This is a genomic window from Bradyrhizobium sp. 25ACV (assembly GCF_054863005.1).
On sequence record NZ_JAVAYO010000001.1, the window covers coordinates 281,501 to 306,628 of the forward strand.

At 65.4% G+C, this 25,128-nt stretch carries 20 protein-coding genes; 7 read left to right on the plus strand and 13 right to left on the minus strand.

Annotated elements, in window-relative coordinates; all coding sequences use genetic code 11:
* Nucleotides 1-74 precede the first annotated feature (74 nt).
* The 11 genes from RAD04_RS01195 to RAD04_RS01245 all read right to left on the minus strand — a co-directional run bounded on the left by RAD04_RS01195 (nt 75) and on the right by RAD04_RS01245 (nt 12,051).
* Nucleotides 75-1,652, minus strand: coding sequence for a Do family serine endopeptidase (locus RAD04_RS01195; RefSeq protein WP_038970595.1), 1,578 nt, complete (start codon nt 1,650-1,652; stop codon nt 75-77).
* 222 nt (nt 1,653-1,874) lie between these two features.
* The gene (locus RAD04_RS01200; RefSeq protein ID WP_461622295.1) at nt 1,875-3,218 is read right to left on the minus strand and encodes a methyl-accepting chemotaxis protein; all 1,344 of its coding nucleotides are present in this window, start codon (nt 3,216-3,218) and stop codon (nt 1,875-1,877) included.
* 105 nt (nt 3,219-3,323) lie between these two features.
* Complete coding sequence (locus RAD04_RS01205) at nt 3,324-3,806, minus strand: cytochrome c-type biogenesis protein (RefSeq protein WP_461622296.1); 483 nt, start codon at nt 3,804-3,806, stop codon at nt 3,324-3,326.
* Between the two features lie 4 nt (nt 3,807-3,810).
* On the minus strand, nt 3,811-5,793 hold the full coding sequence (locus RAD04_RS01210; protein WP_461622297.1) for a heme lyase CcmF/NrfE family subunit: 1,983 nt from the start codon (nt 5,791-5,793) through the stop codon (nt 3,811-3,813).
* Entirely contained in the window at nt 5,790-6,317 is a 528-nt protein-coding gene (gene ccmE / locus RAD04_RS01215; protein WP_461622298.1) for a cytochrome c maturation protein CcmE, read from the minus strand. Before ccmE ends, RAD04_RS01210 begins: the two co-directional genes overlap by 4 nt.
* Before the next feature lie 37 nt (nt 6,318-6,354).
* On the minus strand, nt 6,355-7,464 hold the full coding sequence (gene ccmI, locus RAD04_RS01220) for a c-type cytochrome biogenesis protein CcmI (protein ID WP_461619171.1): 1,110 nt from the start codon (nt 7,462-7,464) through the stop codon (nt 6,355-6,357).
* 131 nt (nt 7,465-7,595) lie between these two features.
* A complete protein-coding gene (locus tag RAD04_RS01225) occupies nt 7,596-7,865 on the minus strand; it encodes a hypothetical protein (protein WP_461622299.1) in 270 nt (89 codons plus the stop codon).
* 100 nt (nt 7,866-7,965) lie between these two features.
* Entirely contained in the window at nt 7,966-9,366 is a 1,401-nt protein-coding gene (locus RAD04_RS01230) for a hypothetical protein (protein ID WP_461622300.1), read from the minus strand.
* Between the two features lie 161 nt (nt 9,367-9,527).
* On the minus strand, nt 9,528-10,904 hold the full coding sequence (locus tag RAD04_RS01235) for an ATP-binding protein (protein ID WP_461622301.1): 1,377 nt from the start codon (nt 10,902-10,904) through the stop codon (nt 9,528-9,530).
* 94 nt (nt 10,905-10,998) lie between these two features.
* On the minus strand, nt 10,999-11,664 hold the full coding sequence (locus tag RAD04_RS01240) for a response regulator transcription factor (protein WP_018315821.1): 666 nt from the start codon (nt 11,662-11,664) through the stop codon (nt 10,999-11,001).
* 231 nt (nt 11,665-11,895) lie between these two features.
* Nucleotides 11,896-12,051, minus strand: a complete 156-nt coding sequence (locus tag RAD04_RS01245) for a hypothetical protein (protein WP_018315820.1) — start codon at nt 12,049-12,051, stop codon at nt 11,896-11,898.
* Nucleotides 12,052-12,288: 237 nt separating this feature from the next.
* Between RAD04_RS01245 and ku the strand changes: the two genes are divergently transcribed.
* The 7 genes from ku (at nt 12,289) to RAD04_RS01280 (ending at nt 22,544) form a co-directional block, all read left to right on the plus strand.
* The gene (gene ku / locus RAD04_RS01250; protein WP_461622302.1) at nt 12,289-13,284 is read left to right on the plus strand and encodes a non-homologous end joining protein Ku; all 996 of its coding nucleotides are present in this window, start codon (nt 12,289-12,291) and stop codon (nt 13,282-13,284) included.
* A 57-nt stretch (nt 13,285-13,341) separates the two neighbouring features.
* On the plus strand, nt 13,342-13,578 hold the full coding sequence (locus tag RAD04_RS01255; RefSeq protein WP_461622303.1) for a hypothetical protein: 237 nt from the start codon (nt 13,342-13,344) through the stop codon (nt 13,576-13,578).
* 289 nt (nt 13,579-13,867) lie between these two features.
* Entirely contained in the window at nt 13,868-14,032 is a 165-nt protein-coding gene (locus tag RAD04_RS01260; RefSeq protein ID WP_461622304.1) for a Flp family type IVb pilin, read from the plus strand.
* A 921-nt stretch (nt 14,033-14,953) separates the two neighbouring features.
* Nucleotides 14,954-15,373: a hypothetical protein gene (locus RAD04_RS01265; RefSeq protein ID WP_461622305.1), complete on the plus strand. Its 420-nt coding sequence runs from the start codon at nt 14,954-14,956 to the stop codon at nt 15,371-15,373.
* A gap of 114 nt (nt 15,374-15,487) precedes the next feature.
* The gene (locus RAD04_RS01270) at nt 15,488-17,143 is read left to right on the plus strand and encodes a thiamine pyrophosphate-requiring protein (RefSeq protein WP_461622693.1); all 1,656 of its coding nucleotides are present in this window, start codon (nt 15,488-15,490) and stop codon (nt 17,141-17,143) included.
* Between the two features lie 94 nt (nt 17,144-17,237).
* Nucleotides 17,238-20,816: a GAF domain-containing sensor histidine kinase gene (locus RAD04_RS01275; protein ID WP_461622306.1), complete on the plus strand. Its 3,579-nt coding sequence runs from the start codon at nt 17,238-17,240 to the stop codon at nt 20,814-20,816.
* A gap of 27 nt (nt 20,817-20,843) precedes the next feature.
* Nucleotides 20,844-22,544, plus strand: coding sequence for an alpha/beta hydrolase (locus RAD04_RS01280; RefSeq protein WP_461622307.1), 1,701 nt, complete (start codon nt 20,844-20,846; stop codon nt 22,542-22,544).
* A 105-nt stretch (nt 22,545-22,649) separates the two neighbouring features.
* Here RAD04_RS01280 and RAD04_RS01285 read toward each other — a convergent pair whose 3' ends face one another.
* Together RAD04_RS01285 and RAD04_RS01290 are read right to left on the minus strand one after the other, a co-directional pair.
* Entirely contained in the window at nt 22,650-24,233 is a 1,584-nt protein-coding gene (locus RAD04_RS01285; RefSeq protein WP_461622308.1) for an MDR family MFS transporter, read from the minus strand.
* Between the two features lie 163 nt (nt 24,234-24,396).
* Nucleotides 24,397-24,912, minus strand: a complete 516-nt coding sequence (locus RAD04_RS01290; RefSeq protein ID WP_018315810.1) for a YcgN family cysteine cluster protein — start codon at nt 24,910-24,912, stop codon at nt 24,397-24,399.
* Nucleotides 24,913-25,128: the final 216 nt, after the last annotated feature.

Here is a 25,128-nt window from a genome sequence, read left to right on the forward strand (position 1 = left end):
CTTCCCCGAAGGGCGCCGTCGGCGGGGGCGACTGATGCCGGCGACACCCTTCATCTTGTAGGCCTCCTGAAGCCTCAGCCCTTGGCGAGGGGCACCGCGACGAAGCGCGACTGGCCGCCGCTCTTCACGCGCATCAGGACGCTGTTCTTGTTGTCGGTCCGCGCCATGTTGATGGCGTCGCGGACTTCGCCGGCGGTGGCCACGCTCTTGCCGCCGACTTCGAGAATCACGTCGCCTTCCTTGAAGCCGCGCTCGGCCGCGGCGCTCTTCGGATCGACTTCGGTGACCACGACGCCTTCCTTGCCGGCGCCGGCCACCGAGTTGGCGGGGGCAACGGTCATGCCGAGCTTGGGCACGTCGGTGCCCTTGCTCGCACCCTTGCCGCTGTCATTGTCGTTGTCGGCTTTGGCCTCGACCGTGTTCGGCAGCTGGCCGAGCGTCATGTTCACGACCTTGTCCTGCCCCTTGTGCAGCACGTTGAGCTTCACGGTCGCGCCGGGCGCCATGCCGCCGATGGTGCGGGCAAGCTCGCGGGCATCCTTGACGGACTCCCCGTTGACCGCGGTGATCACGTCACCGGACTCGATGCCGGCCTTCGCGGCCGGACCGTTGGCCTGAGGTTCCGCCACCAGCGCGCCTTCAGCCTTCTTCATGCCGAGGCTGTCGGCGATGTCGGAGGTGACAGGCTGAATCTGCACGCCGATCCAGCCGCGGCTGACCGAGCCCTTGTCCTTGAGCTGGGCGACCACGCTCTTGACGGTGCTCGCCGGAATCGAGAACGCGATGCCGACGCTGCCGCCGGAGGGCGAGTAGATCGCGGTGTTGACGCCCATCACCTCGCCGTTGGTGTCGAAAGCGGGACCGCCGGAATTGCCCTTGTTCACGGGCGCGTCGATCTGGATGAAATCGTCATACGGACCGTTGCCGATGTCGCGGCCGCTCGCCGAGACGATGCCGGCGGTCACGGTGCCGCCGAGACCGAAGGGATTGCCGACCGCGAGCACCCAGTCGCCGATGCGCGGCTTGGCGTCGGCGAGCTTGGCGAACGGGAAGTTCGAGCTGCCCTCGACCTTGATCAAAGCGAGGTCGGTGCGCTGGTCGGTGCCGATCACCTTGGCGGTGTAGGTCTTGCCGTCATCGGTGGTGACCTCGACCTTGTCGGCGCCGTCGACCACGTGGTTGTTGGTCACGGCAAAGCCGTCAGCCGAGATGAAGAAGCCGGAGCCCTGGCCCTGCACGACGCGGCCACGGCCACCCTTCAGGCCCGGAAAACCATCCGGACCGCCGAAGCGGCGGAAGAAGCGCTCCATCGGCGAGCCCGGCTGGAATGGCGAGGACGAATCATCGCCGTCGTCGTTGCTCGCGGTCTTCTCCTTGATGTTGACCTTCACCGAGATCACCGACGGCTTCACACGCTCGACGATGTCGGCGAAACCGACCGGGCGTTCGACCTTGCGGACCTCGTTGTTGACCTGCGCATGCGCCGGGCTCGAGAACAGGTCGGCCGGCGAGGTCGAGGGGCTGAAGCCATAGACGGCCGCGCCGAGACCGGCGACGACCGAGGCCATCAGCGCGAACTTGCGCGCGGAAAACACCGACCGGCGCGGCTGCCGGTAGGACGGAAGGTTCGAGAGGTCGGGACGGTCGGTCATGCGGAGATCTCCAGGGCCTTGAAATCCATTTGGTGCCCGATGGCGGCACCTTACGGTCCTGAAGATGGGGGCTCCCGCCTTACCGTGCGCTGGCGGCGGGGTTAAACTTTTGTAATGAAGGCGCGGGTTTGATGCGGCAGTTCAGCGCAGACCGAAAATTGTGGTCTCACAGGAACTTAACCGAGTTCCCGTGATGGCGTCGCAGGCGCGTTTTGGGCGCGCTCAGCTTGCCCTGACGCTGACGATGAACTCGTCGACCTCGCGCTTCAGGGTCGCGGCCTGCTGCGACAGGTCGACCGCGGAATCCCGCGCCTCGGCGGCCATGCGGCCGGTCTGTGCGGAGGTCGAGGTGATCTGGACGATATGTTTGGAGACGTCGAGGGTTCCGTGCGCGGCGTTCTGGGCGCTGCGCGTGATCTCCTGCGTCGCGTTGCGCTGCTGGGCGGTATCGACCTCGATGCCGGACATGATGGACGAGATCTCCGACAGCGTCTTGGAAATGCCGTCGATCGCGCCGCGCGTCTCCGCGGTGATGCCCTGAATGCTGGCGACATGAGAGGTGATCTCCTCCGTCGCCTTGCTGGTCTGATGCGCCAGATTCTTCACCTCGGAGGCGACCACCGCAAACCCCTTGCCGGCCTCCCCTGCCCGCGCCGCCTCGATGGTGGCGTTCAGCGCCAGTAGATTGGTCTGCGATGCGATCGCCTGCACGAGCTGCACGACCTCGCCGATCTTGTCGGCGGCATCCGACAGCGTGTGGATGGTGTCGCGGCTCTTCTCCGCCTGGGACGCCGCGCCCTCGGCGCGCTGGGTCGCGTCGGTGACGCGGCGGCTGATCGTGCCGATCGAGTTCGTCATCTCCTCGGCAGAACCTGCGACCGTCTGCACGCTGGCGCTGGCCTGGCTCGCGGCGCTCGCGACCGCATTGGCCTTGGTGCTGGTGTCGTTGGCGGTCCGCGACAGCGTCTCGGCGTTGCTCTTCAGATGCACGGCCGATGAGGCCACGCTGTCGACGACGCTGGCGACGAGGTCGTTGAAGCGCTTGATCCGGTCGTCCAGGAATTTCGACCGCTCGGCCTGGTGCTGGGCTTCACGCAGCTGCTGCTCGGTGAGGTGGCGCCGCTCGAGCCCGTTGGTCTTGAAGACCTCCAGCGCACCGGCGAGCAGGCCGATCTCGTTGGTGCGGCCGAGTCCCGGAACCGATGTCTGGAATTTCTGGTCGGCGACCTCGCGCATGGCGTGCACGATCGCGGCCAGCGGACTGAGGATGCCGTTGCGCACGGCGAACCAGGTGGTGAGGCAGATTGCGACGGCGACGACGGCGATCACGCCGCAGGCCATCAGGAAATAGGAGAACGCGGTCTGCGCCTGCTGGTAGATCTGCATGGCATGGTCGCGCGCGGGGCCGCTCAGCGCGGCGAAGTCCGCCGACAGGCTGGTGACCTCGTTGTTGAGATAGAGCACCGCGATGAAGCCGGTGCCGCCGCCGATGCCCAACAGAAACAATAATGCAGCGACGACGGCGCCGACCAGGAAGCGGATCGTCAGATTGCTGTTCGCGAACATCGGGGGACTCAAAGGCTGGAATCGAATCTTGCGACAAGCTTCCAGACAAAGGTCAACAGAGCATGAAGCAAGCTGCGCCAAGCGGCCTAAGTATCATTACGTAGGCTAGGACGACTTCGCATCATCGGACATCAACGCGGCGAGCCGCGCCTGTTCGTCCGCAGTGAGCGGCGGAGCAGGTACGTCTGCACCACTCCGCGAGCGACGCCGGATTTGCAGCCACAGCGCCAGGCCACCGCCGATCAGAAGCAGCGGCCCGAGCAGCCACAGCAGCAGGGTCTGACGTTCGAAGCGTGGTTTCAGCAGCACGAACTCGCCATACCGCGCGACCAGGAAGTCGAGCACCTGCGAGTTGCTGTCGCCGGCGCCGATGCGCTCGCGCACCAGGAGCCGCAGGTCGCGCGCCAGCGGCGCATCGGAATCGTCGATCGACTGGTTCTGGCAGACCATGCAGCGCAGCTCGCGCGACAGCTCGCGCGCGCGGGCTTCCTTGGCGGGATCCGGCATGATCTCGTCGGGCTGCACGGCGTGGGCCGCAGGCAAGGCCAGCAGCAACAGCAGGACGAACGCGGCCATCATCCGGCGCATCGGATCACTCCGCCGGCTGGAGGCGCTGCTTGGCCCGCGCCGGCTTCGGCGCGCCGACCCGCAGGCGCCGGTCGGACAGCGACAGCACGCCACCGAACGCCATCAGCACCGGCCCCCACCAGATCATGAGCACCATCGGCTTGTAATAGATACGCACGGCGATGGCGCCCTCGGCATTGGCCTCGCCGAGCGAAATATAGAGCTGGCTCGCGCCGCGCGTCAGCAGCGCGGCCTCGGTGGTCGAGGAGCCGCGGGTGGTGAAGCTGCGCTTGGAGGGCGTCATGACGCTGAGCGGCTTGCCATCGAGGCTGACGTTGAACTCGGCGATCATCTCGCGGTAGTTCGGGCCCTGACGCTGCAGCAATCCGTCGAGCTTCACGTCGAAGCCGGCGATCTGGGCGACGTCGTTCTGCTTCATGGTCGCGATATATTCGCTGTTCCAGGTGGTTTCGCAGACGATCCCGATCAGCGCGACGCCGAGGCCGGCATGCGCGAACGCCGTGCCCCAGGCCGAGCGCGGCATGCCGCGCGCCCGGTGCAGCACCGTTGCGAACGGCAGCCGCACGAGGCCGGTCCGCTCGACGATGTCGGTGACCGCGCCGCCGATGACGAAGATGCCAAGCCCGATCGCGAGCGGCGCCAGCGTGCTGCCCCCGCTCGCCCAGCCCCAGGCGATGGCGACGGCGACGAGCCCGGCGACGCCCGCCGCGAGCAGGCGCTGCGTCACGCCGAGCAGATCGCCGCGCTTCCACGCCAGCATCGGCCCGAACGGCACGGCAAGCAGCAACAGCGTAAACAGCGGCGCGAAGGTGAGGTTGTAGAAGGGCGCGCCGACCGACATCTTGAAGTCGGCGAGCATTTCCATCGCGAGCGGATAGAGCGTGCCGAACAGCACGACCGCGCAAGCGACCGTGAGCAGCAGGTTGTTCAGCACCAGCGCCCCCTCGCGCGAGATCGGCGCGAACAGGCCGCCCTGCTTCAACGAGGTGGCGCGGCCCGCGAACAGGGACAGGCTGCCGCCGATGAACAGGCAGAGGATCAGCAGAATGAACACGCCGCGGGTGGGATCGGTGGCGAAGGCGTGCACCGAGGTGATGACGCCCGAACGTACCAGGAAGGTGCCGAGCAGCGACAGCGAGAAGGTCAGGATCGAGAGCAGGATGGTCCAGACCTTCAGCGCGTTGCGCTTCTCCATCACCAGGGCCGAATGGAGCAGCGCCGTGCCGGAGAGCCACGGCATCAGCGAGGCGTTCTCGACCGGATCCCAGAACCACCAGCCGCCCCAGCCGAGCTCGTAATAGGCCCAGTACGAGCCCATGGCGATGCCGAGCGTCAGGAAGATCCAGGCGACCAGCGTCCACGGCCGCACCCAGCGCGCCCAGGCCGCATCGATCCGGCCCTCCATCAGCGCCGCGATCGCAAAGGAGAACGAGATCGAGAAGCCGACATAGCCAAGATAGAGCATCGGCGGATGCACGGCGAGGCCGATGTCCTGGAGCACCGGATTGAGATCGCGCCCCTCGATCGGCGGAGTGGCGATGCGCAGGAACGGGTTCGACGTCACGAGGATGAACAGATAGAAGGCGCTGGCGACCCAGGCCTGCACGGCGAGCACGTGCGCGCGCAGCGACAGCGGCAGATTGTTACCGAACGCTGCAACGAGCCCGCCGAACAGCGCGAGGATCGACACCCACAACAGCATTGAGCCTTCATGGTTTCCCCACACGCCGGTGATCTTGTAGAGCAGCGGCTTCATCGAGTGGGAGTTCTCGTAAACGTTGGCGACCGAGAAGTCCGAGTTCACGTGCAGCATCACGAGAGCGACGAACGAAGCACCGACGAACAGCAGCTGCGCCAGCGCCGTGGAGCGCGCCACATTCATCAGCGCGACATCGTTCAGGCGTGCGCCGATCAGGGGCACAATTGACTGGATCAGTGCGAGCCCAAGCGCCAGCACCAGCGCGTAATGTCCGGATTCTGCGATCACCGCATTGCTCCCTGCGGATTGCCCTGCGCGGTCGTCGCCGCGGGCGTGCCCGCGTCGGACGTCTTGCCGCCGTCAGAAGGCTTGCCGCCGTAATCGTCCTTCCAGTGCCCCTGCTTCTTCAGGGCATCGGCGACGTCCTTGGGCATGTAGGTCTCGTCGTGCTTGGCAAGCACCGTATCGGCCTTGAACACGCCATGGGCGTCGAGCGCGCCCTCGGCGACGACGCCCTGCCCCTCGCGGAATAGATCGGGCAGGATGCCCTTATAGGCCACCGGCAGCTTGGCATTGCCGTCGGCAACCTCGAAGGTCACCGCGAGATTGTCGCCGCGCTGGAGCGAGCCCGGCTGCACCAGTCCGCCGAGGCGAAACCGCTTGCCTGGCTCGACGTGCTTCTCGGCGACCATGGTCGGCGTCGAGAAGAACACGATGGAGTCGCGAAGTGCGTTGAGCACCAGCGCGGCCGCGAGCGCGAGCACGGCGAGCGAGCCGCCGATGATGGTCATACGTCGCTGCTTGCGCGTCATGGCGTATCCGTTCTCCGCTCGTCTCGTTCCGACATCGTCATCCGCCGAACCCGAGAGTCCTGAGGCCTTCGTTGAGCTGGCGCAGCCTCTCGGCGTCGCTGGCAACCGCCTGCCGGGCATCGGCCGATGCCCCCATGGCCTTGTCCCGCTCGCCCATCACGAGATAGGCGCGCACCAGGCGCAGCCATCCATCGACGTCGTCGCCGTTCTGCTTCAACCGGGTGGCCAGACGATCGACCATGCCGCGCACCATCGCGTTGCGATCGCCTTCGGCCATATCCTTGGACGCAGCAATCGTCTCGTCCGACAGCGCCGGCATCGTTCCGCCACCGACCCGCACCAGCGAGGACTGCACCAGGGCACGCCACGGCGCATCCGCAGGCGCTTTCGCAAGCAGCGCGCGCCAGATCGTGGCTGCATCGTCCTTGCGGCCGTCCTGCTCGGCGGCAAGGCCCAGGAAGTAGTTCGCCTTGGGATCGTCCGCGTTCAGGGCCTGTGCACGCTCGAACTCCGCCTTGGCCTCGACGGTCACCACACCGCCGGCCGCAGCCGAGATCGCTTCGCCGAGATCGGACCGGCGCTCCGCGCTCTCGCCATTATAGGTGAGCGAGTTGCGATAGGCGCGCACCGCATCGTCGAAACGGCCAAGCCGCTCCAACACCGGCGCGAGCACATTCCAGCCGCGCCCGTCGGTCGGATTCTTCTCCAGATGCTGCTGGACCTGCACGACGAGATTCTCGAGCGACTGCGCGACGCCGGACCCGGATCCCCGCTCGCGCTGCGCCAGGGGAAAGTCCTGAAGCCGGGGCGAGCCGAGTGGCATGTAAATGCCAATCGCAACGAGCGGCAGGCCGGCGAGCGCCAGCACGGCCGCCGCGCGGCGCCATTTGAGATTCGATTTCGGCGCCATGGCGGGCTCGCTGGCGGCCGCAGCGAGCAGCCTGCGGCTGATCTCGACGCGCGCAGCCTCGGCGTCCGGCGCAGGAATCAAGCCTGCGGCGAGATCACGCTCGATCTCGGCCAACTGGTCCTTGTAAACCGCGACCTCGCTGCCCTGGTCTTGCGCGCGTCCATTGCGGCCAAGCGGCCAGAGCACGGCGAAAATCGCCGCGACCGTCATCAGCGCGAACACGAACCATAGCGTCATCAGGCAAGCTTCCGGCAGCGCACGAACCGCGCCCATAGGTGGCTTTACACCACGGCCGGACGATGCGGCAATTGACAATTGTCAATTTGGCGCGACCGCGCACGGTCTCGAAACGGTGAAAATCCAACGGCTTAGCCGATCTCGAAGTCCGTACTTCGCGCGGCGTCCTCACCGTGGCCGTTGAAGGCCCTCAGGAAGTATGTTCCCGGCCTGACTGCGTCCGGCAATCTGATGCGCAGCGCACCGACCGGAACCGGGGATGCAACCCTCGTGATCGTCTCCGACAGTCGCCGACCGCTTGCCTTCTCGACCAGCACCACTTTGGCACCGACCATCAGTCTTTGATACTTGGCAACAATGATGCGGTTCTCAATTTCGATGGAGCTGATTACGGGTTTCATGCGCCCACAAATAGAAGTTCCCCGGACTTGCACGGGGACCGTACGGCGCACCACTGGCACCGTCAACCACAAATTGTGATCACGAAAATATGCGCTTGGGTTAGCTTGCGCGCGACGATTTGCGCTCGCCGGTCGCTGCGTTCTCCGCGGCCCGGCTCATCAACGAGGCGTAATCATCGCCAAACAGCACCTGGCAGAAGCGAATCGCGGCCTGCACCTGCTGCTGCCGATAGATGCGCACCTTGTGATCGGCGGCGCGCAGCGACTGCACCAATTGCTCGGTCGAGCGTTCGACATATTGCTGGAGGTCGGAATAGGTCCGCAGCGTCACCTCGTTGATCGCAAGCTCGCTCGCATAATTGCGGCAGGTCGCGACGAAATCGATCAGCGCCGCCGTTTCCTCCACCTCGGTGCTGTCGATCCGCGCGCCCGGCGGAATGTCTTTCTCGGGGCGCTGGCGCAGGATGCGGCGAACGCGGCCGGGAACGCTGTCGATCTCGGATTGCAGCGCATTGGAGATGTCGGCCCGGATCGAGGTCAGTTGCTTGCCCCAGGCGGAATCGTTGCGCAGGTCGAGCTCGGTGCGCAGGCCGCGCACGCCGTCGTGCAGCGCCTTGAGGTTGCCGGCAACGTTGTCGAAATGGCCGCGCTTGATGTCCATGCGCAGGGTGGCGGCAACGCAGGACAGATCGTGCAGCGCGATCGTGACGGCAACACCGTAAGGCGTCGCCGCGACGCGGATCTCGTCGTCGGACGCGGCAATCTTGATGGCGAGGCGGATGATCTGCCACGGCGCGGTCATCCGCTGCACCACGATCGACAGCGCGAAGGGCAGCATTTGCGGGGTCTGAAGGACCGGAATGTTGAGCGTCGACGTCACCGAGGCGATCTGGGGATCGCCGAAAGCGCGCAGAGTGCGCGGCAGCTTCTCGTTCAAGCCGGCGATGGCCTCCCGGACCTGAAGCACCGCTCCGATCGAATAGAGGTCCTCGATCACGTTGGGTGCGCCGACCCGGGCCAGCGCGCGCGATTTGTCGCCGCCGCCAGGACCGGTCAGCTCGAAAATGGCATCCGCAGCCACCCCCTGGAGCTTCTGCGCGAGGGCCTCGACCTGCCCCGCGCTATCGGGGGGCATCCGCGCCAGCGCGGCCTCGAACTCGTTCACCTTGTCCGGTGCGCCGTCGCGGCCGAGCCATTGCCAGATCGGCTGGAGCGAGGTGCGGCGGATCTGGCCGACCCGCAGCGGGACGCCGCCCTCGATCAGGAACGGTTCCAGCGCCTGGAACAACAGCCGCGACAGATCGTCCGTGCGCGGTGGCGGGGCCTCATCAGCTTCGGACTTGCGGACGATCTTGCGCAACTGCTCGAGCACGAGGGTCGCGACAGCCGTGTCCTGGCCGCGCTCGAGCGCGCGCTCGAACTCCCGCATCAGCAGCGCCTGCGCCTGCGGCGGGAGCTGCGCGAGATATTCCCTCAGCCGCTCGATCGATGTCTGGCTCATGCGCCCGGGTAATGCACGGTAAAATGGCGGACATGGGATGGGTCCGGCGCGATCATAGGGGCCCCCCACTTAAGAAGCCGTTTAGGAAGTCGGACCGAATCCCGCCGGTTTGCTGCGGCCGGGCGTCCAGCGAGGACGAATAACCTCGTCGGAACAATGGATTATACACCCGGAAGGACCAGTTCGGCGCGCAGGCCGCCGGTCGGCGCACCACCGAGCGTGAGGCTGCCGCCATAGAGCGCGGCGAGGTCGGTCACGATCGACAGCCCCAGCCCCGAGCCGGGCTTGGACTCGTCGAGCCGCTGGCCGCGCCGCGAGACCTGCGCACGCTCGGCTTCCGACAGGCCGCGGCCGTCGTCATCGACGATGATCCGCAGCCGCGGGCCCACCCCCGCCTGGTGCGGCGGCTCCACCAGGACCTCGATGAAGACGCGCGAGGCCGCCCATTTGCAGGCATTGTCGACGAGATTGCCGACCATCTCTTCCAGATCCTGCCGCTCGCCGCGAAATCTTGCCGACGGGTCGGCCTTGGCCTCGACCAAGATGCCGCGATCGCGATGGATCTTCTCCATGGTCCGCCGCAGCGCTTCGATGGCAGGCGCCACCTCCGTCACGGTCGCGACCACCGAGACCCGCGCGGCGATGCGCGCGCGCTCCAGGTGATGAGCGACCTGGTCGCGCATCACATCCGCCTGCTCCATCACCTTGGCCGCGAAGGGATCGGTGATGTGGGCGCCGGCCTCGTTGACGATGACCGAGAGCGGCGTCTTGATCGCGTGGGCGAGATTGCCGACATGGGTGCGCGCGCGCTCGACGATCTCGCGATTGGCATCGATCAGCGCGTTGGTCTCGCGCGCCAGCGGCGCGATCTCGACCGGGAATTCGCCCTCGAGCCGCTCCGCCCGCCCGGAGCGGATGTCGGCGATCGATTCCGAGATGCGCTTGAGCGGTGCGAGGCCGAAGCGGACCTGGAACACGGTCGTCAGCAGCAGCACGATGCCGAGCGCGGTGAAGGTGCCGCCGAGATAATAGTCGAAACTGCGCGTCTCGTCGAAAATCTCGGTATCGTCGCCGGCGACGCTGACCAGAAACTTACCGTCGGCGCCGAGATCGACGGGACGCTCGACCATGCGCAGATTCTGCCCCTCGGGGCCGTCGACATAGGCCAGCCGGATGCCGGCGGCGGTGAGCTCGGTGCTCTGCTCTTCCAGCTTCGGCAGCTTCTTGTCCCAGAGCGAGCGCGAGGAGCGCACCTCCGGCTTTTCGGTGTCGGTCCGCGTGATCTGCCAGTACCAGCCCGACAGCGGCAGCTCGAACAGCGGCTCACCGAGCGACTGGAACTGGCGGTCGGGCGGCTCGTCGGGGGTGGCGACCTCCGCGATCAGCGTGCGGAGATAGAGATTGAGCCGGCGGTCGAAGGCGCGCTCGGTGGCGTTCTTGTAGACCGACGACAGCACCACGCCGGTGATGGCCAGGATCACCACGAGCCAGGCGGTCGCCGACAGGAACAGGCGGGTCGCAAGCGAACTAGCGGCCATCGGAATGATCCGGGAAGGCGCAGGGTGGCGGGCGTCAGAACTCATGTCCCGGACCAAGGCCCCTGTCAGGCTGCCCGTCAAGCCCCGGAACGCGTCAGGCGGCCGGCGGGGTCAGGAGATAGCCGAGGCCGCGGACGGTCTGGATGATGTCGACGTCGAGCTTCTTGCGGATGCGGCCGACGAACACCTCGATCGTATTCGAGTCGCGGTCGAAATCCTGGTCGTAGAGGTGCTCGACCAGCTCGGTGCGCGAGACCACCCGGCCGGAATGGTGCATCAGGTAGGCCAGAAGCCGATATTCGTGTGAGGTCATCTTGACGGGATTGCCTGACACGCTGACCCGGCCGGTCCTGGTGTCGAGCGTGACGGGGCCGCAGCTGAGCTCGCTCTGGGCATGGCCGGTCGAGCGGCGCAGCAGCGCGCGGATGCGCGCCAGCACCTCCTCCAAATGGAACGGCTTTGCGACATAGTCGTCGGCGCCGGCATCGAAGCCCTGCACCTTGTCGCTCCAGCGGTCGCGTGCGGTGAGGATCAGGACCGGCATGGTGCGGCCGTTGCGGCGCCAGGCCTCCAGCACCGAGATGCCGTCCTTCTTCGGCAGGCCGATGTCGAGCACGACGGCATCATACGGCTCGTTATCGCCGAGATAGTGCCCCTCCTCTCCGTCGAAGGCGCGATCGACGACATAGCCGGCGTCGGTCAACGCCTTGGTGAGCTGGCGATTGAGATCGGGGTCGTCCTCAACAACGAGCAGGCGCACGCTTCTCTCCAGACATAGGCCGCATCAACACCGCACCAGATGAGCAATTCCGGCGTGAACTGAATATGAACGCGGGGAACCGGGCGCGTTACTTTTTGGTCATATACGATAGGTCAGCAGCCGATGCGACTGCGCCCGCCATGCGACCGGACGAGCCGGCAACATGGCGGGCGCAGTGTGCCGCGTCCCGCGGCAGGTCGGAAGGTCCGCCCCCTCCCGTGAATTCGGCGGTCAGGTCCGGAAGAACACGAACCAGATGACGGCGAGGATCAGGATCGCAAGCCCGGTCGAGATGGCGAGCAATGCGGCAACTGACGGCCCAGGTTCGCCCTGACGCGCCTCGGTTGGTGTTTCGACGATCTGACGCTGCTCTCGCGTAGTTGCCATGATGCCCTCAATCTCTGCGTGTCGCCTCCGATGACCGCGACCTCCTCGCAGCCGTGTATGCGGAGCCAACGCCCGATCCGATATGATGTTCCGGCTTTTGCCACCCGATCGGGACAGCAACCCCACGCCCTATGGCCGATTAACGCAGTTGGAAGATTCAACGCCCGGCCTTGCTATGATTCGCTGTTTCCCGATGGTATCCTCGTAAGTCTGTCCTTGTTGCGTTTGGAGTAGCCCATGGCCCCCCGCGCCAATTGGAAGGGTTTTCTGCGTTTATCGCTCGTGACCTGTCCGGTCGCGCTCTATCCGGCCACTTCGGATACCGAGAAGGTCTCTTTCAACCAGATCAACCGCAAGACCGGCCACCGGATCAAGTATCTCAAGGTCGACGCCGAGACCGGCGACGAGGTGACCTCCGAGGACATCGTCAAGGGCTACAAGGTCGACACCGACACCTATATCGAGGTCACCAAGGACGAGCTTGACGACATCGCGCTCGATTCGACCCACACGATCGATATCGACGAGTTCGTGCCGAAGGCCGACATCGACAACCGCTATCTGATCCGCCCCTATTATCTCGTGCCCGACGGCAAGGTCGGCCATGACGCCTATGCGGTGATCCGCGAGACCATCCGCAGCATGGACAAGGTCGCGATCGGCCGCGTGGTGCTGACCAACCGCGAGCACATCATCGCGCTCGAGCCGCTGGAAAGCGGGCTGATGGGCACGCTGCTGCGCTATCCCTATGAGGTCCGCAGCGAGACCGAGTATTTCGACGACATCCAGGACGTGAAGCTGACCAGGGACATGCTCGACCTCGCCAAGCATATCGTCGAGAAGAAGTCCGGCGCATTCGAGCCCGAGCTGTTCGAGGACCATTACGAGACCGCGCTGATCGATCTCATCAACAAGAAGCGCAGCGGCGCCCCGATCACCGCCAAGGCCGCGCCGAAGAGCGGCGGCAACGTCATCAACTTGATGGACGCGCTGAAGAAGAGCATCGCGAACGAGAAGGACGCCGCGCCTGCGGCGAAGGTCGCCAAGGAGACCGCGAAAGCCAAGAAGCCGAAGAAGCGCGTCGCGGGCCAGCGCGAGATGCTGCTGCCGATCGCCGGCAAAGGCGGCAAGGACGCTGCTGCGAAGACGGCGACCAGGGAAGCGACCAGGGAAACTTCCAAGAAGGCAGACAAGCCGGCGCGCGCGCCTGCTCGGGCGAAGAAGGCCGGCTAGCCGCATCCCCCCGCGATTGCGCCGTGATGCCACCCCTCGCCGATCAGGCGGCCTGACATGCCCTGGTCGACGGCGTTCGACGATCCCGTTCGCGTGAGCAACAAGCGCCAACTGCTGTCGCTTCAGGAGGCGGCCGACTACATCATGCGGCTGCCCGAGGACGTCCAGCACGAGCCGCGCTGGCAAACCGCCATCGAGACCTTGATCAATGCGGCCGAGACGGGCGGCGGCTGGGTGATGTTCGCCCGCATCGCGATGTTGCGAGCGCTGAATGCGGACGACCGGCGCGAATGAGCGCCATGGTGTCCTCGCCGGCCCGTTGACGAACAGGCTCAACAATTGGTTAAGCGGCCGCACCATCGCGCCCTGACGGGCGCCACGCCCGCGCAGCCCGGCGGAGCCCTGCCGGTATGAATCCATTTGGACGGATCGATAGAACCTTAATTTAATGAATGCCGTCGTATGAGCAGGGGCGCGTTCGCCGGGGCTTAATTCATTTGGCGCGCATGAATACTTATTCGATCCTTTTGCAAGTCCGATGACGACGCGAGCATACGTTGGATCGGATGAACGGGAGTTGGCAATGCGTCTGCTCAGGTCGTTCCTCGCCGATGAGAACGGCGCAACCGCGATCGAGTACTGCCTGATCGCCGCCGGCATTGCGCTCGCGATCGTGACCGTCGTGAACAACACGGGCGGCGCGCTCCTCAACAACAAATTCAACTCGATCAGTTCGGCGATCAAGTAACGGCCGGGGTTGAACGAACCAGGCCAACATCGGCGATATCGCCGATGCATTCCCTCCCCCTTCGCATCATCTCCGGACCGGCGCGCTTGCCATGATGAGCTTCGCTCGCAATGACGGAGTGTGGAGAGATGACGTCGCTCTACCGACTTGCATTTCATCTGCCGACACACCTTCGCGTTCTCGCGGCGTGTCTTGCCCGAGCTTTGCTGTCTTCTTCCGCCCCTTAAAAGCAAGGGCGCAAGGAAGGCCGGGCGCCGGCTGGCACCCGAAGTCCCGCGTGTGCTAGAGAACGCGCACGGGGTGGACGACAGGTGATGCCGGTCGCCCGGCCTTCCCTGCGCGATGGTTTTCACGGTGTCCTTCGTGCTCTCCCCGGGGAGCGATGCACTATTGCCCCCGTCGCCTTGCAGATGGCTGATGCACGCGCCCGGTCGGGCCGCCACATCACCGCAAGCCTTGACGCACAGACCCCGGGCGTCAGGACCACACGACTTCTCCGTCCGCGCACATCCCCATCCGCATTCCCGACGGCTGGCGTGCGCTCGCCGACGGGGCCGAACAAGGACGCTGTCAGCGCCGTGTCGTATCGCGCCTGCCGCTGCTCACGGGATTTCCGCCCTGCAACCAACATGACGCGCCGACGCCGTCGCGGCCACCGCATCCCGACCCGCGTCCCGTGACGATCGCGAAACGCCCCTTGTGGCGGGCGGGATGGCGCAGGTTGTACGTCAAATCGGAATTTCTGTAAATACGAATATTTTGACGTACAGTCATAGACCTACCGCTGGTGTGTTTTGCCTGTCGGGCAACACAAGCGATCGTAGCGCTTTGACCGTCATATGAGTCCTGATAGTCTTCGGCACGGCGTGGCTCGACGAGCCATGCTGTCAATCGACGGACCGGAGCTGGTGAAGGATGCGGATGAGAAGCGTGACGCTCCTGGCACTCAGCCTCTTGTTTGTCGGCGTCTGGTCTCAGGACAGCGCGAGGGGACAGACCGCGCCGCCGGTTTCGCTTGCTCCGCCCAAGGCATCGCCGCCACGGGCGAATGCCAAAAATTCCCCGGCAGCGTCGGACAGGATGTTACCGGCACCCGCGACTGGCGGACTTCCACAAGCGCCGAATTCTGCCGCCGACTATGACGGCTTCCGTGCCACCAGTGACGACAATGACACTCCGGGTCCGACGACGCGACCGATCACGTCGCGTGCCGCAAAGGGCGCCAAGGTCAATCCGGACAAGTCCAATCCGGATACGAAAGGCAACTCGGCTCAGGAATTGATCGATCAGGAAGACGAGGCGTTGAAACGCAAGCTGATGATCTGTCGGAACTGCAAGTAGGACGGCGCTTCCCGCAGCCCGAGCGCATGGCTGACCTACCGTCTCCTTCGCGTCCCGCACTTTACCCTCCCCCAATTTCCTGATCCTCTCCCCTTAATCGCCGGACCAACCGGCCTGCCCAGGGAGAGAGACGCCATGAAGCTCGGCACCGCCATTGCGGAAATCATGAGGCGCGAGGGAATCGAGATCCTCTGCGGCTATCCGGTCAACCATCTGATCGAGCATGCGGCCAAGGCCGAGATCCGCCCGGTGATGGTGCGGCAGGAGCGCGTCGGCATTCACATGGCGGATGCGATCTCGCGGGTGACGTCGGGGCGCAGCATCGGCGCGTTCTGCATGCAGCATGGACCCGGCGCGGAGAATGCGATGGGCGGCGTCGCGCAGTGCTTTGGCGAATCCGTTCCCGTGCTGGTGCTGCCGATGGGCTATCAACGCCGGCTTGCGCATGTCGAGCCGAACTTCAATTCCAGCGAAGCGATGAAGCCGTTCGCGAAATCGTCGGAGCCGATCATCCTGGCGGCCGAGGTCGCCAACATCTTCCGCCGCGCCTTCACAAAACTGAAGAACGGCCGCGGTGGTCCCGTCATCGTCGAGATTCCCTCGGACATGTGGAACGAGGAGGTGCCGGAGCCGCTCGACTACACGCCGGTGCTGCGCACCCGCTACGGCGCCGACCCCGTGCATGTGAAGGAAGCAGCCGGCCTGCTCGTCAACGCCAAGCGTGCGGTGATCTATGCCGGCCAGGGCGTGCATTACGCGCAGGCCTGGCCGCAGCTGAAGCGGCTCGCGGAGCGGCTGGCGATCCCCGTCACCACCAGCTTAGGGGGCAAATCGGCGTTTCCGGAAACGCATCCGCTCTCGCTCGGCTCGGGCGGTCTTGCGGTGCCGCGCGCGGTGCCAAAATTCCTTGCAGAGGCCGAAATCATCTTCGGCATCGGCTGCTCCTTCACCGAGACCAATTTCGGCATTGCGATGCCGAAGGGCAAGACCATCATCCATTCCACGCTCGATCCCAATCATCTCAACAAGGATGTGGAAGCGAAGATTGGCCTCGTCGGTGATGCCGGCCTCGTGCTCGATGCCCTGCTCGAGGAGATCGGCAAGTCCGTCACCGCGGACCGTGATGCCTCCGCGGTCGCGGCGGAGATCGCGGCCTCGCACAAGGAGTGGCTGGCGAAATGGACGCCGAAGCTCACCAGCAACGACGCGCCGCTGAGCCCCTATCGCGTGCTGTGGGATCTCCAACACACCGTCGACATCGAGAACACCATCATCACGCACGATGCCGGCAGTCCGCGCGACCAGCTCTCGCCGTTCTGGAAATCGGTAAAACCCCTCACCTATCTCGGCTGGGGCAAGACGACGCAACTCGGCTACGGCTTGGGCCTTGCGATGGGAGCGAAACTCGCAAAACCCGACCAGCTCTGCATCAATGTCTGGGGCGATGCGGCGATCGGCTTCACCGGCATGGATTTCGAGACCGCGGTGCGCGAGCGCATCCCGATCATGTCGATCCTCTTGAACAATTTCTCGATGGCGATCGAGCTGAAGGTGATGCCGGTCTCGACCGAAAAATATCGCTCGACCGACATCTCCGGCGACTATGCCGCGATGGCGCGCGCCTTCGGCGGCTATGGCGAGCGGGTGACGAGGCCAGAGGACATCATCCCCGCGATCAAACGCGGCATCCAGAAGACGAAGGAAGGCGTTCCGGTGCTGCTGGAGTTCATCACCAGCAAGGAGACGGAGGTGTCGCGGCCGGGCACGTGAGACGGGCCTCCGCCGCAAGCGCTGGCTCAGGACGCGGAAGATGTGATAATCCGGGCCGGTGCCGCGCATGTCGCGGCATCAAGCCGGATCAGGAATGACGTCCCCTTCCAACGAAATCAAACAACTCGAGCGCCGATTGCTGTCGGCCGCAGCCGAGAACACGCAGCTGCGCAGTGAGCTCGCGACTGCGCGGGATCGCCAAAGCGCCAGCGCGGAGATCCTGCGCACCATCGCGGCCTCGCCCTCCGATGCCCGGCCGGTGTTCGAGGCGATCGCGTCGAGTTCCAAACGCTTGCTCGACGGCTTCTCCGCCACCGTGCTCCAGTTCATCGGCGACGAGCTGCACCTCGTGGCCTACACGCCGACCAGCCCGGAGGCGGACGAAGGGCTCAAGGCGTCGTTCCCGCGCAAGATCGCGGAGTTTCCGACCTTTGCGCTGGTGCGTGGCGGCGAGACGATCCAGTTTCCCGACAGCGAAGCCGCCGACGTGCCGCAGCTGAACCGCGATCTGGCGCGGCTGCGCGGCTTCCGCAGCGTGCTGTTCATGCCGCTGATGAACCGGGGCACCCCGGTCGGCATGATCAGCGTCACCCGCGCCGAGCCTGGCGCGTTCGCGCCCGACCTCGTGCAGCTGCTGCAGACCTTTGCCAACCAGGCCGTGATCGCGATCGAGAATGCACGGCTGTTCAACACGACGCGCGAGGCACTGGAGCGCCAGACCGCCACGGCGGACATTTTGAAGGTGATGGCGGCCTCGCCCTCGGACGTGCAGCCGGTGTTCGAGGCCATTGCGGCCAACGCCAACCGGCTGATCGGCGGCTTCTCCACGGCGGTGCTGCGCTACATCGACGGCGCCGCGCACCTTGCGGCATTCACGCCGACCGATCCGGCCGGCGACCGCGTCCTGCAGGCCTCGTTCCCGGTGCCGTTCGCGCAATTCCCGCCCTACCAGCTCGTGGCCAAGGGTGCGGCGGCGCAACTGCCCGACACCGAGAACGAGCCTGCCGCGCGCGACATCGCCCGCGCCCGCGGCTATCGCAGCATGCTGTTCGCGCCGCTGATGAGCGAGGGCGAAGCGATCGGCATCATCATCGCCACGCGCCGTACGACCGGTGCGTTCGCCCCGCATCACGTGCGGCTGCTGCAGACCTTCGCCGACCAGGCGGTGATCGCCATCAAGAATGTCAGCCTGTTCAACGCCACCCGTGAAGCGCTGGAGCGACAGACCGCCACGGCCGACATCCTCAAGGTGATCGCGGCTTCGCCTGCCGACGTCACGCCGGTGTTCCAGGCCATCTCCGACAGCGCCAAGGCGCTGGTCGGCGGACATTCCTCCGCCGTCACCCGCGTCATCGACGGCCTGCTGCATCTGGCGGCCTTCACCACCGACAACGAGGCGGGCAACGCGGATCTGCTCAGCTCGTTCCCGGCGCCACTATCGGCATCCGGCATCCACAGCCGGGTCGCGACGAGCGGAAAGTTCGCATTCCGCAGCGACATGCAGAACGAAAGCGACCTCACGGACGCCATGAAGGAGCTGGCGCGCACCAGAGGCTATCGCAGCATCCTCGTGATCCCGATGCTGCGCGACGGCGTTGCGATCGGCACCATCGGCGTGACGCGGCCGGAGGCCGGTGCTTTCCCGGACAAGGCGATCGCCCTGCTCCAGACCTTCGCCGACCAGGCCGTGATCGCGATCGAGAACACGCGGCTGTTCAACGAGGTGCAGGCGCGGACGCACGAACTCGCAGAGTCACTGGAGCAGCAGACTGCAACATCGGAGGTGCTCAGCGTCATCAGCCGATCGGCCGGGGATCTCGCGCCGGTCTTCGAGGCGATGCTCGGCAAGGCAATGCAGCTCTGCGGCGCCAGTTTCGGCGTGCTCAACACCTACGACGGCGCGCAGTTCCGCACAGCCGCCACTTACGGACTGCCCCCCGCTTACGACGAATACCGGCGCAAGGCGCCCCTCAACTATGGTCCGGCCACCGCGCCCGCGCGCCTTTTGAAGGGCGAACCGTTCGTCGAAATCGTCGACCTGCGGGAGTCAGACGTCTATCGCAGCGGCGAGCCGAACCGTCGGGCGCTGGTCAATCTCGGCGGCGCCCGCTGCCTGCTTGCGGTACCGTTGCTTCAGGATGAGCGCGTGGTCGGCAACGTCATGATCTTCAGGCAGGAGAGCCGACGCTTCTCGGAGAAGCAGATCACCTTGCTGAACCAGTTCGCGGCGCAAGCCGTGATCGCCATCGAGAACGCGCGGCTGCTTGGTGAATTACGTCAGCGCACCGAGAATTTGACCGAGTCGCTGCAACAACAGACGGCAACGGCCGACGTGCTCAAGGTTATCAGCCGCTCGGCGTTCGACTTGCAGGCCGTGCTCGATACGCTGGTCGAATCGGCGGCGCGACTATGCGAAGCCGATGTGGCGGCGATTACCCGCAAATCCGGCAGCACCTATTTCCGGGCGGGCTCCTACGGCTTTCCAGCCAAATTCGTCGAATATGTAAGAGATCTTCCGGTCCGGCCGGATAGGCGTACCATCACGGGCAGGACTCTGCTCGGCGACAAGGTTGTTCATGTCACCGATGTGCTCGAGGACCCCGATTACTCCTTTGAAGGCCAGGAATTGAGCGGCAATCCGCGTAGCTTCCTGGGTGTGCCCCTGCTGCGCGAAGGCAGCACCGTTGGCGCTATTGTTCTCGCACGTCGCGCGATCCGGCCGTTTAGCGAAAAGCAAATCGAACTCGTTACCAGTTTCGCCGATCAAGCCGTCATCGCGATCGAGAATGTGCGCCTCTTCGACGAAGTGCAGGACCGCACGCGGGAGCTTGCGAAGTCGCTCGACGATTTGCGCGCGGCGCAGGACCGTCTGGTCCAGACCGAGAAGCTCGCCTCGCTCGGCCAGCTCACCGCCGGCATCGCGCATGAGATCAAGAACCCGCTCAACTTCGTCAACAATTTCGCCTCGCTGTCCGCCGAGCTGACCGACGAGCTGAACGAGGTGCTCGCGCCCGTGACGCTCGCGGACGATGTCCGCAGCGAAGTCGACGAGCTCACGGGGCTTCTCAAGGACAATCTCGGAAAGATCGTGCAGCACGGACGGCGCGCCGATTCCATCGTCAAGAACATGCTGCTGCATTCGCGCGAGGGCGGCGGCGAGCATCGGTTGAGCGACGTCAACGCTGTGGTCGAGGAGAGCCTCAACCTCGCCTATCACGGCGCACGGGCCGAGAAGCCGCAGTTCGACGTGACGCTGAAGCGCGAGCTCGATCCGGCAGCAGGCTCGGCCGACGTGTTCCCGCAGGAGATCACCCGGGTGCTGCTGAACCTGATCGGAAACGGATTCCATGCGGTCGCCAGGCGCAAGGCGGAGACCGCGGCGGCCGGTTACGAGCCGGTCGTGACGGCCGCGACCCGCGACCGCGGCGATCACGTCGAGATCCGCATCCGCGACAACGGCACCGGAATCCCGGACGCGGTGAAGGAGAAGATGTTCAATCCGTTCTTCACCACCAAGCCGGCCGGCGAAGGCACCGGCCTCGGATTGTCGATGAGCCACGACATCGTGGTGAAACAGCACGGCGGCACGATCGACGTCGCGACCACGCCCGGCGAGTTTACCGAATTCACGATTGTGCTGCCGCGCAAGAGCAGCTTTTCAGACAAGCCCTGAGGACAATTTCGCCCGGGAGGCGTTTTGATGAATCTGGCGCGGTTCATTCGGCGACAACTCCTCTCGCTATCCGGCGTCGGCCTCATGCTTGGCGCGCTGTTCTTCGCGGCTGCACTGACGCCGACGCTGATCCCCAGGAGCTATCTCACGCAAGGCGTCCTCGCCGGCGGCTGCTTTGCGATCGGCTATTTCGCCGGCGTCCTGTGGCGGCGGCTGTGGCACTATCTCGAGCTGCCCGAGCCTTCGGCGCGCGCCAGATCGATTGCGAATGCGCTGGCGGCAGCCGCCTGCCTGCTCGTCGTCATCGTCTTTCTGTGGCGAGCAGCCGAATGGCAGAACTCAATCCGCGCCGTGATGAAGATGGCGCCGGTCGAGACCGCGCATCCGCTCAAGGTCTGCGTCATCGCCCTGATCACGTTCGTCGTGCTGCTGGTGCTGGGACGGCTATTCGCGCTGCTCGCCCGCTTCCTCGCCGAGCATACGAGGCGCGTCATTCCGCGGAAGGTCGCCAACGTCATCGGCATACTGGCCGCAGGCCTGCTGTTCTGGTCGATCGCCAGCAATGTCCTGATCCGCACGGCGTTCAACGCGCTCGACTCCTCCTTCCGCGAACTCGACGTCCTGCTCGAGCCCGAGCGCCCGCAGCCGACTGATCCCGGTCGGACCGGAAGCCCGGCATCACTGGTGAAGTGGCAAGAGCTCGGGCGCATGGGGCGCCGGTTCATTGCCTCGGGTCCGAACGCAACCGAGATCAGCGCCGTCAGCGGAAGGCCGGCGCAGGACCCGGTCCGGGTCTATGTGGGCCTCGCCGGCGGCGCCACCGCGCAGGCGCGCGCCAGGCTTGCGCTCGAGGAGCTCAAGCGCCAGCACGGTTTTGATCGCAACATCCTGATCGTCGTCACGCCGACCGGCACCGGCTGGATCGACCCTGCAGCGATGGACACCGTCGAACATCTCCACCATGGCGATGTCGCCAGCGTCGCGATGCAGTACTCCTATCTCAACAGCCCGATGTCGCTGCTGTTTCAGCCCGAATACGGCGCGGAGGCGGCGCGCGCGCTGTTCGCGGAGATCTACGGCTACTGGACGACGCTGCCGAAGGACAGGCGGCCGAAACTATATCTGCACGGGCTCAGCCTCGGCGCCATGAACTCGGAGAAATCCGCGGAGCTGTTCGAGATGATCGGCGATCCCATTGCCGGCGCGCTATGGAGCGGGGCGCCGTTCGAGAGCCGCTTCTGGCGCTCGATCACTGCGAACCGCAATCCGGGATCGCCGGCGTGGCTGCCGGAATTCCGCGACAACCGCTTCGTGCGCTTCATGAACCAGAACGGGCCGACGGTCCGGGCAGACGCGCCGTGGGGTCCGATGCGCGTCGTCTACCTGCAATATGCCAGCGACGCGATCACGTTCTTCGCTTATCGCGATGCCTACCAGGCCCCGGCCTGGATGAGCGCGCCGCGCGGGCCGGACGTGTCACCGGAGCTGCGTTGGTATCCGATCGTGACGATGCTCCAGCTCGCCCTCGACATGGCGGTTGCGACCAACACGCCGATGGGCTTTGGCCATGTCTACGCGCCCGAGCATTATGTCGATGCCTGGATCGCAGTGACCGATGTCCATGACCGGTCCGCAGAGGCGCTGGCACAGCTCAAAGAGCAGCTTGCGGCGAAAGCGCGGAAGACGGGCGCGGGCAATGCCGACGACGATCCCGATCGCGGCGGCTAGAGCATGATCCGGAAAAGTGCGCAGCGGTTTTCCGAAAAGATCATGCTTAAACAACAACCTAAAGCGCGATGACGATTCATCCTCGTCGCATCGCGCTTTAGGCGCCTACTCCGCCATCTCCACTGGCTGCGCCGTGGTGGGACCGGCCAGCGGCCGCTCCTCCATCGCGATCAGGCACAGCGCGGCAATGGTCATCAGCGCGGTGGCGGCGCCGAACACGTAGCGGAACGCGTGGCGCATGTCCTCGGTGGGGATAGCGACGGCGCCCGCGGCGTGGTGCTCGCCGGCGAGCGGAACGTCGATGCCGAGCGCGATCAGCAGGATCGCGGCGAACGCGGCAACCGTGAACGAGGACATCAGCGAGCGGAAGAAGTTCATCGCGCCGGTGATGGTGCCGACTTGCGGGCGCGCGACCGAGTTCTGCAGCGAGACCACGCACACCGGGAAGGTGGTGCCGAGCCCGAGCGCGAACGCCGCCATCAGCGTCAGCAAGCCCCACAGCGGCAGCGTGGTGAGCGTGAGCCCGAGGCCGCACAGCGCGGCCCAGGAGGTGCCGATGATCGCGACGCGCTTGTAGTGTTTTGCACGGGCCATGGTGCGGCCGGCGACGGCCGCGCCGACGGTCGAGACCGCCGCGAGCGGGATCAACGCAAGGCCGGCCTCGCTTGCGCTCAAATGGTAGACCGACTCGTAATACAGCGGCAGCTGCACGGTGAGGCCGGTGATCGCCCCGAGCCCGCAGCCGCCGGCGGTCAGCGCGAACGGCGCCACCGATCCGGTCAGCAGCTTCAACGGCAGGAACGGCTCGTCGGCCCGCCGGGCGTGCCAGACGAAGCTGACCGCGAGCGCGACGGCGCCGCCCACCATCGCCAGCACGGTCGGCGACAGCCAGGGATAGCGCGTGCCGCCCCAGGTCAGCACCAGCATGAAGACGACGGCGGAGGCCATCAGCAGCACGCCGCCGAGCCAGTCGACCTTGCGCTTGCGGTGGAACACCGGGATCTTCTTCATCTTCGGCAGCAGCATCACGATGGCCGCGGCCGCGAGCGGCAGGTTGATCCAGAAGATCATCGACCAATGCAGATGCTCGGCGAACACGCCGCCGATGACCGGGCCCAAAATGCCGCCGACCATCCAGACGCTGGAGAAATAGGCCTGGTACTGGCCGCGCTCGCGCGGGGAGACGACGTCCGAGATCACGGTCTGCACGACAGGCATGATGCCGCCGCCGCCGAGTCCCTGCAGGCCGCGCGCCAGGATCAACATCGGCATGTTCGGCGCGACCGCGCACAGCACCGAGCCCGCCACGAACAGGCTGAGCGAGATGATGATCATGACGCGGCGGCCGTAGATGTCGCTGAGCGTGCCGAACACCGGCGCCACCGCGGTCGAGGCGAGCAGATAGGCGGTGATGACCCAGGAGAGATTGGAGACGTCCTGGAACTGGCGCCCGATGGTCGGCAGCGCAGTCGCCACGATGGTCTGGTCGAGGGCTGCCAGGAACATCGTCAGCATCAGGCTGATGACGATGGTGCGGACCTCGTCCTGCGACAGCGGCACCGGCGGCGCGATGGAGGGCGCGTCATCGACGCTGATGACCTCGCTCGGAAGCCGGGACAGCTCCTCGGCGATATCGTCAGGCAAAGTCTGGATGTCGGCAGAACTGCTCTGCCGGTCGAACTTGTTCATCTCGCTCGGACGTCGTGGGGCGGCGCAACGCCGCAAAGGATTCGTTCTATGCAGCCCAATGTAGACAGCAAAGTTCTTCCCAGGCAGACGCCGCGGCGCATGGGTGCATCCCGCCCCCGGGCCATCCCGAAGACGTGATCGCCGCGCAAGACCTGACGGCGGTTCAGTCCTTCGGACGTCGCTTCAGACGGGCCCGTTTCGGCAGCAGTGCCGGCCATTGCACGATGTGGTCCTCGAGCTCCTCGTCCGGGATCTCGTCCTCGCTGCCTTCCACCCGTCCGCGCACGGAGACGCCGGCGTCATGCACGGTGTTGGGATCACCGGAGACCAGCGGATGCCACCAATAGAGATCGCGCCCCTCAGCGACGAGCTTGTAGCCGCAACTCGGCGGCAGCCAGTTCAGGGTGCGGACATTGGCCGGGGTCAGGCGGACGCAGTCAGGAACCTTGTCGGAGCGATTCGGATAGTCCTTGCAGGCGCAGCTCATCCCATCGAGCAGCTTGCAGCCGATATGGGTGAAATAGATCTGCCCGGTGTCCTCGTCCTCGAGCTTGTTCAGGCAGCAGCGCCCGCAGCCGTCGCACAGGCTTTCCCATTCGCCGGCCGACATCTCTTCCAACGTCTTGGTTTTCCAGAAGAATCCTTCCTGGCCTGAAGGTCGTTTGGGAACTGCGGTCATGCGCCTCAACAAAAGTTCGAAAGAGCTACGGCTCAAGCCATCTAGGGCGTGCGGCCGGGGTGGTGCAAGCAAGGTGCCTTTGAGGCCCGTAATGAACCGGGGTCAATTAGGCCTGTTGCTCAAAATCGCGAGCCTGACCATTGGTTTATGGGCCCCGCTCGGCTAGAAGGAACAGCAAGTCCCTCGGATGCTGGCCGGGCGCCTTGGGTTTGCCGC

What these genes read in the sequence shown, in the direction of transcription:
- RAD04_RS01195 (WP_038970595.1), bottom strand. Translation starts at nt 1,652, where the DNA reads ATGACCGACCGTCCCGACCTCTCGAACCTTCCGTCCTACCGGCAGCCG.
- RAD04_RS01200 (WP_461622295.1), bottom strand. Translation starts at nt 3,218, where the DNA reads ATGTTCGCGAACAGCAATCTGACGATCCGCTTCCTGGTCGGCGCCGTC.
- RAD04_RS01205 (WP_461622296.1), bottom strand. Translation starts at nt 3,806, where the DNA reads ATGCGCCGGATGATGGCCGCGTTCGTCCTGCTGTTGCTGCTGGCCTTG.
- ccmE (WP_461622298.1), bottom strand. Translation starts at nt 6,317, where the DNA reads ATGACGCGCAAGCAGCGACGTATGACCATCATCGGCGGCTCGCTCGCC.
- ccmI (WP_461619171.1), bottom strand. Translation starts at nt 7,464, where the DNA reads ATGACGCTATGGTTCGTGTTCGCGCTGATGACGGTCGCGGCGATTTTC.
- RAD04_RS01225 (WP_461622299.1), bottom strand. Translation starts at nt 7,865, where the DNA reads ATGAAACCCGTAATCAGCTCCATCGAAATTGAGAACCGCATCATTGTT.
- RAD04_RS01230 (WP_461622300.1), bottom strand. Translation starts at nt 9,366, where the DNA reads ATGAGCCAGACATCGATCGAGCGGCTGAGGGAATATCTCGCGCAGCTC.
- RAD04_RS01235 (WP_461622301.1), bottom strand. Translation starts at nt 10,904, where the DNA reads ATGGCCGCTAGTTCGCTTGCGACCCGCCTGTTCCTGTCGGCGACCGCC.
- RAD04_RS01245 (WP_018315820.1), bottom strand. Translation starts at nt 12,051, where the DNA reads ATGGCAACTACGCGAGAGCAGCGTCAGATCGTCGAAACACCAACCGAG.
- ku (WP_461622302.1), top strand. Translation starts at nt 12,289, where the DNA reads ATGGCCCCCCGCGCCAATTGGAAGGGTTTTCTGCGTTTATCGCTCGTG.
- RAD04_RS01255 (WP_461622303.1), top strand. Translation starts at nt 13,342, where the DNA reads ATGCCCTGGTCGACGGCGTTCGACGATCCCGTTCGCGTGAGCAACAAG.
- RAD04_RS01260 (WP_461622304.1), top strand. Translation starts at nt 13,868, where the DNA reads ATGCGTCTGCTCAGGTCGTTCCTCGCCGATGAGAACGGCGCAACCGCG.
- RAD04_RS01265 (WP_461622305.1), top strand. Translation starts at nt 14,954, where the DNA reads ATGAGAAGCGTGACGCTCCTGGCACTCAGCCTCTTGTTTGTCGGCGTC.
- RAD04_RS01275 (WP_461622306.1), top strand. Translation starts at nt 17,238, where the DNA reads ATGACGTCCCCTTCCAACGAAATCAAACAACTCGAGCGCCGATTGCTG.
- RAD04_RS01280 (WP_461622307.1), top strand. Translation starts at nt 20,844, where the DNA reads ATGAATCTGGCGCGGTTCATTCGGCGACAACTCCTCTCGCTATCCGGC.
- RAD04_RS01285 (WP_461622308.1), bottom strand. Translation starts at nt 24,233, where the DNA reads ATGAACAAGTTCGACCGGCAGAGCAGTTCTGCCGACATCCAGACTTTG.
- RAD04_RS01290 (WP_018315810.1), bottom strand. Translation starts at nt 24,912, where the DNA reads ATGACCGCAGTTCCCAAACGACCTTCAGGCCAGGAAGGATTCTTCTGG.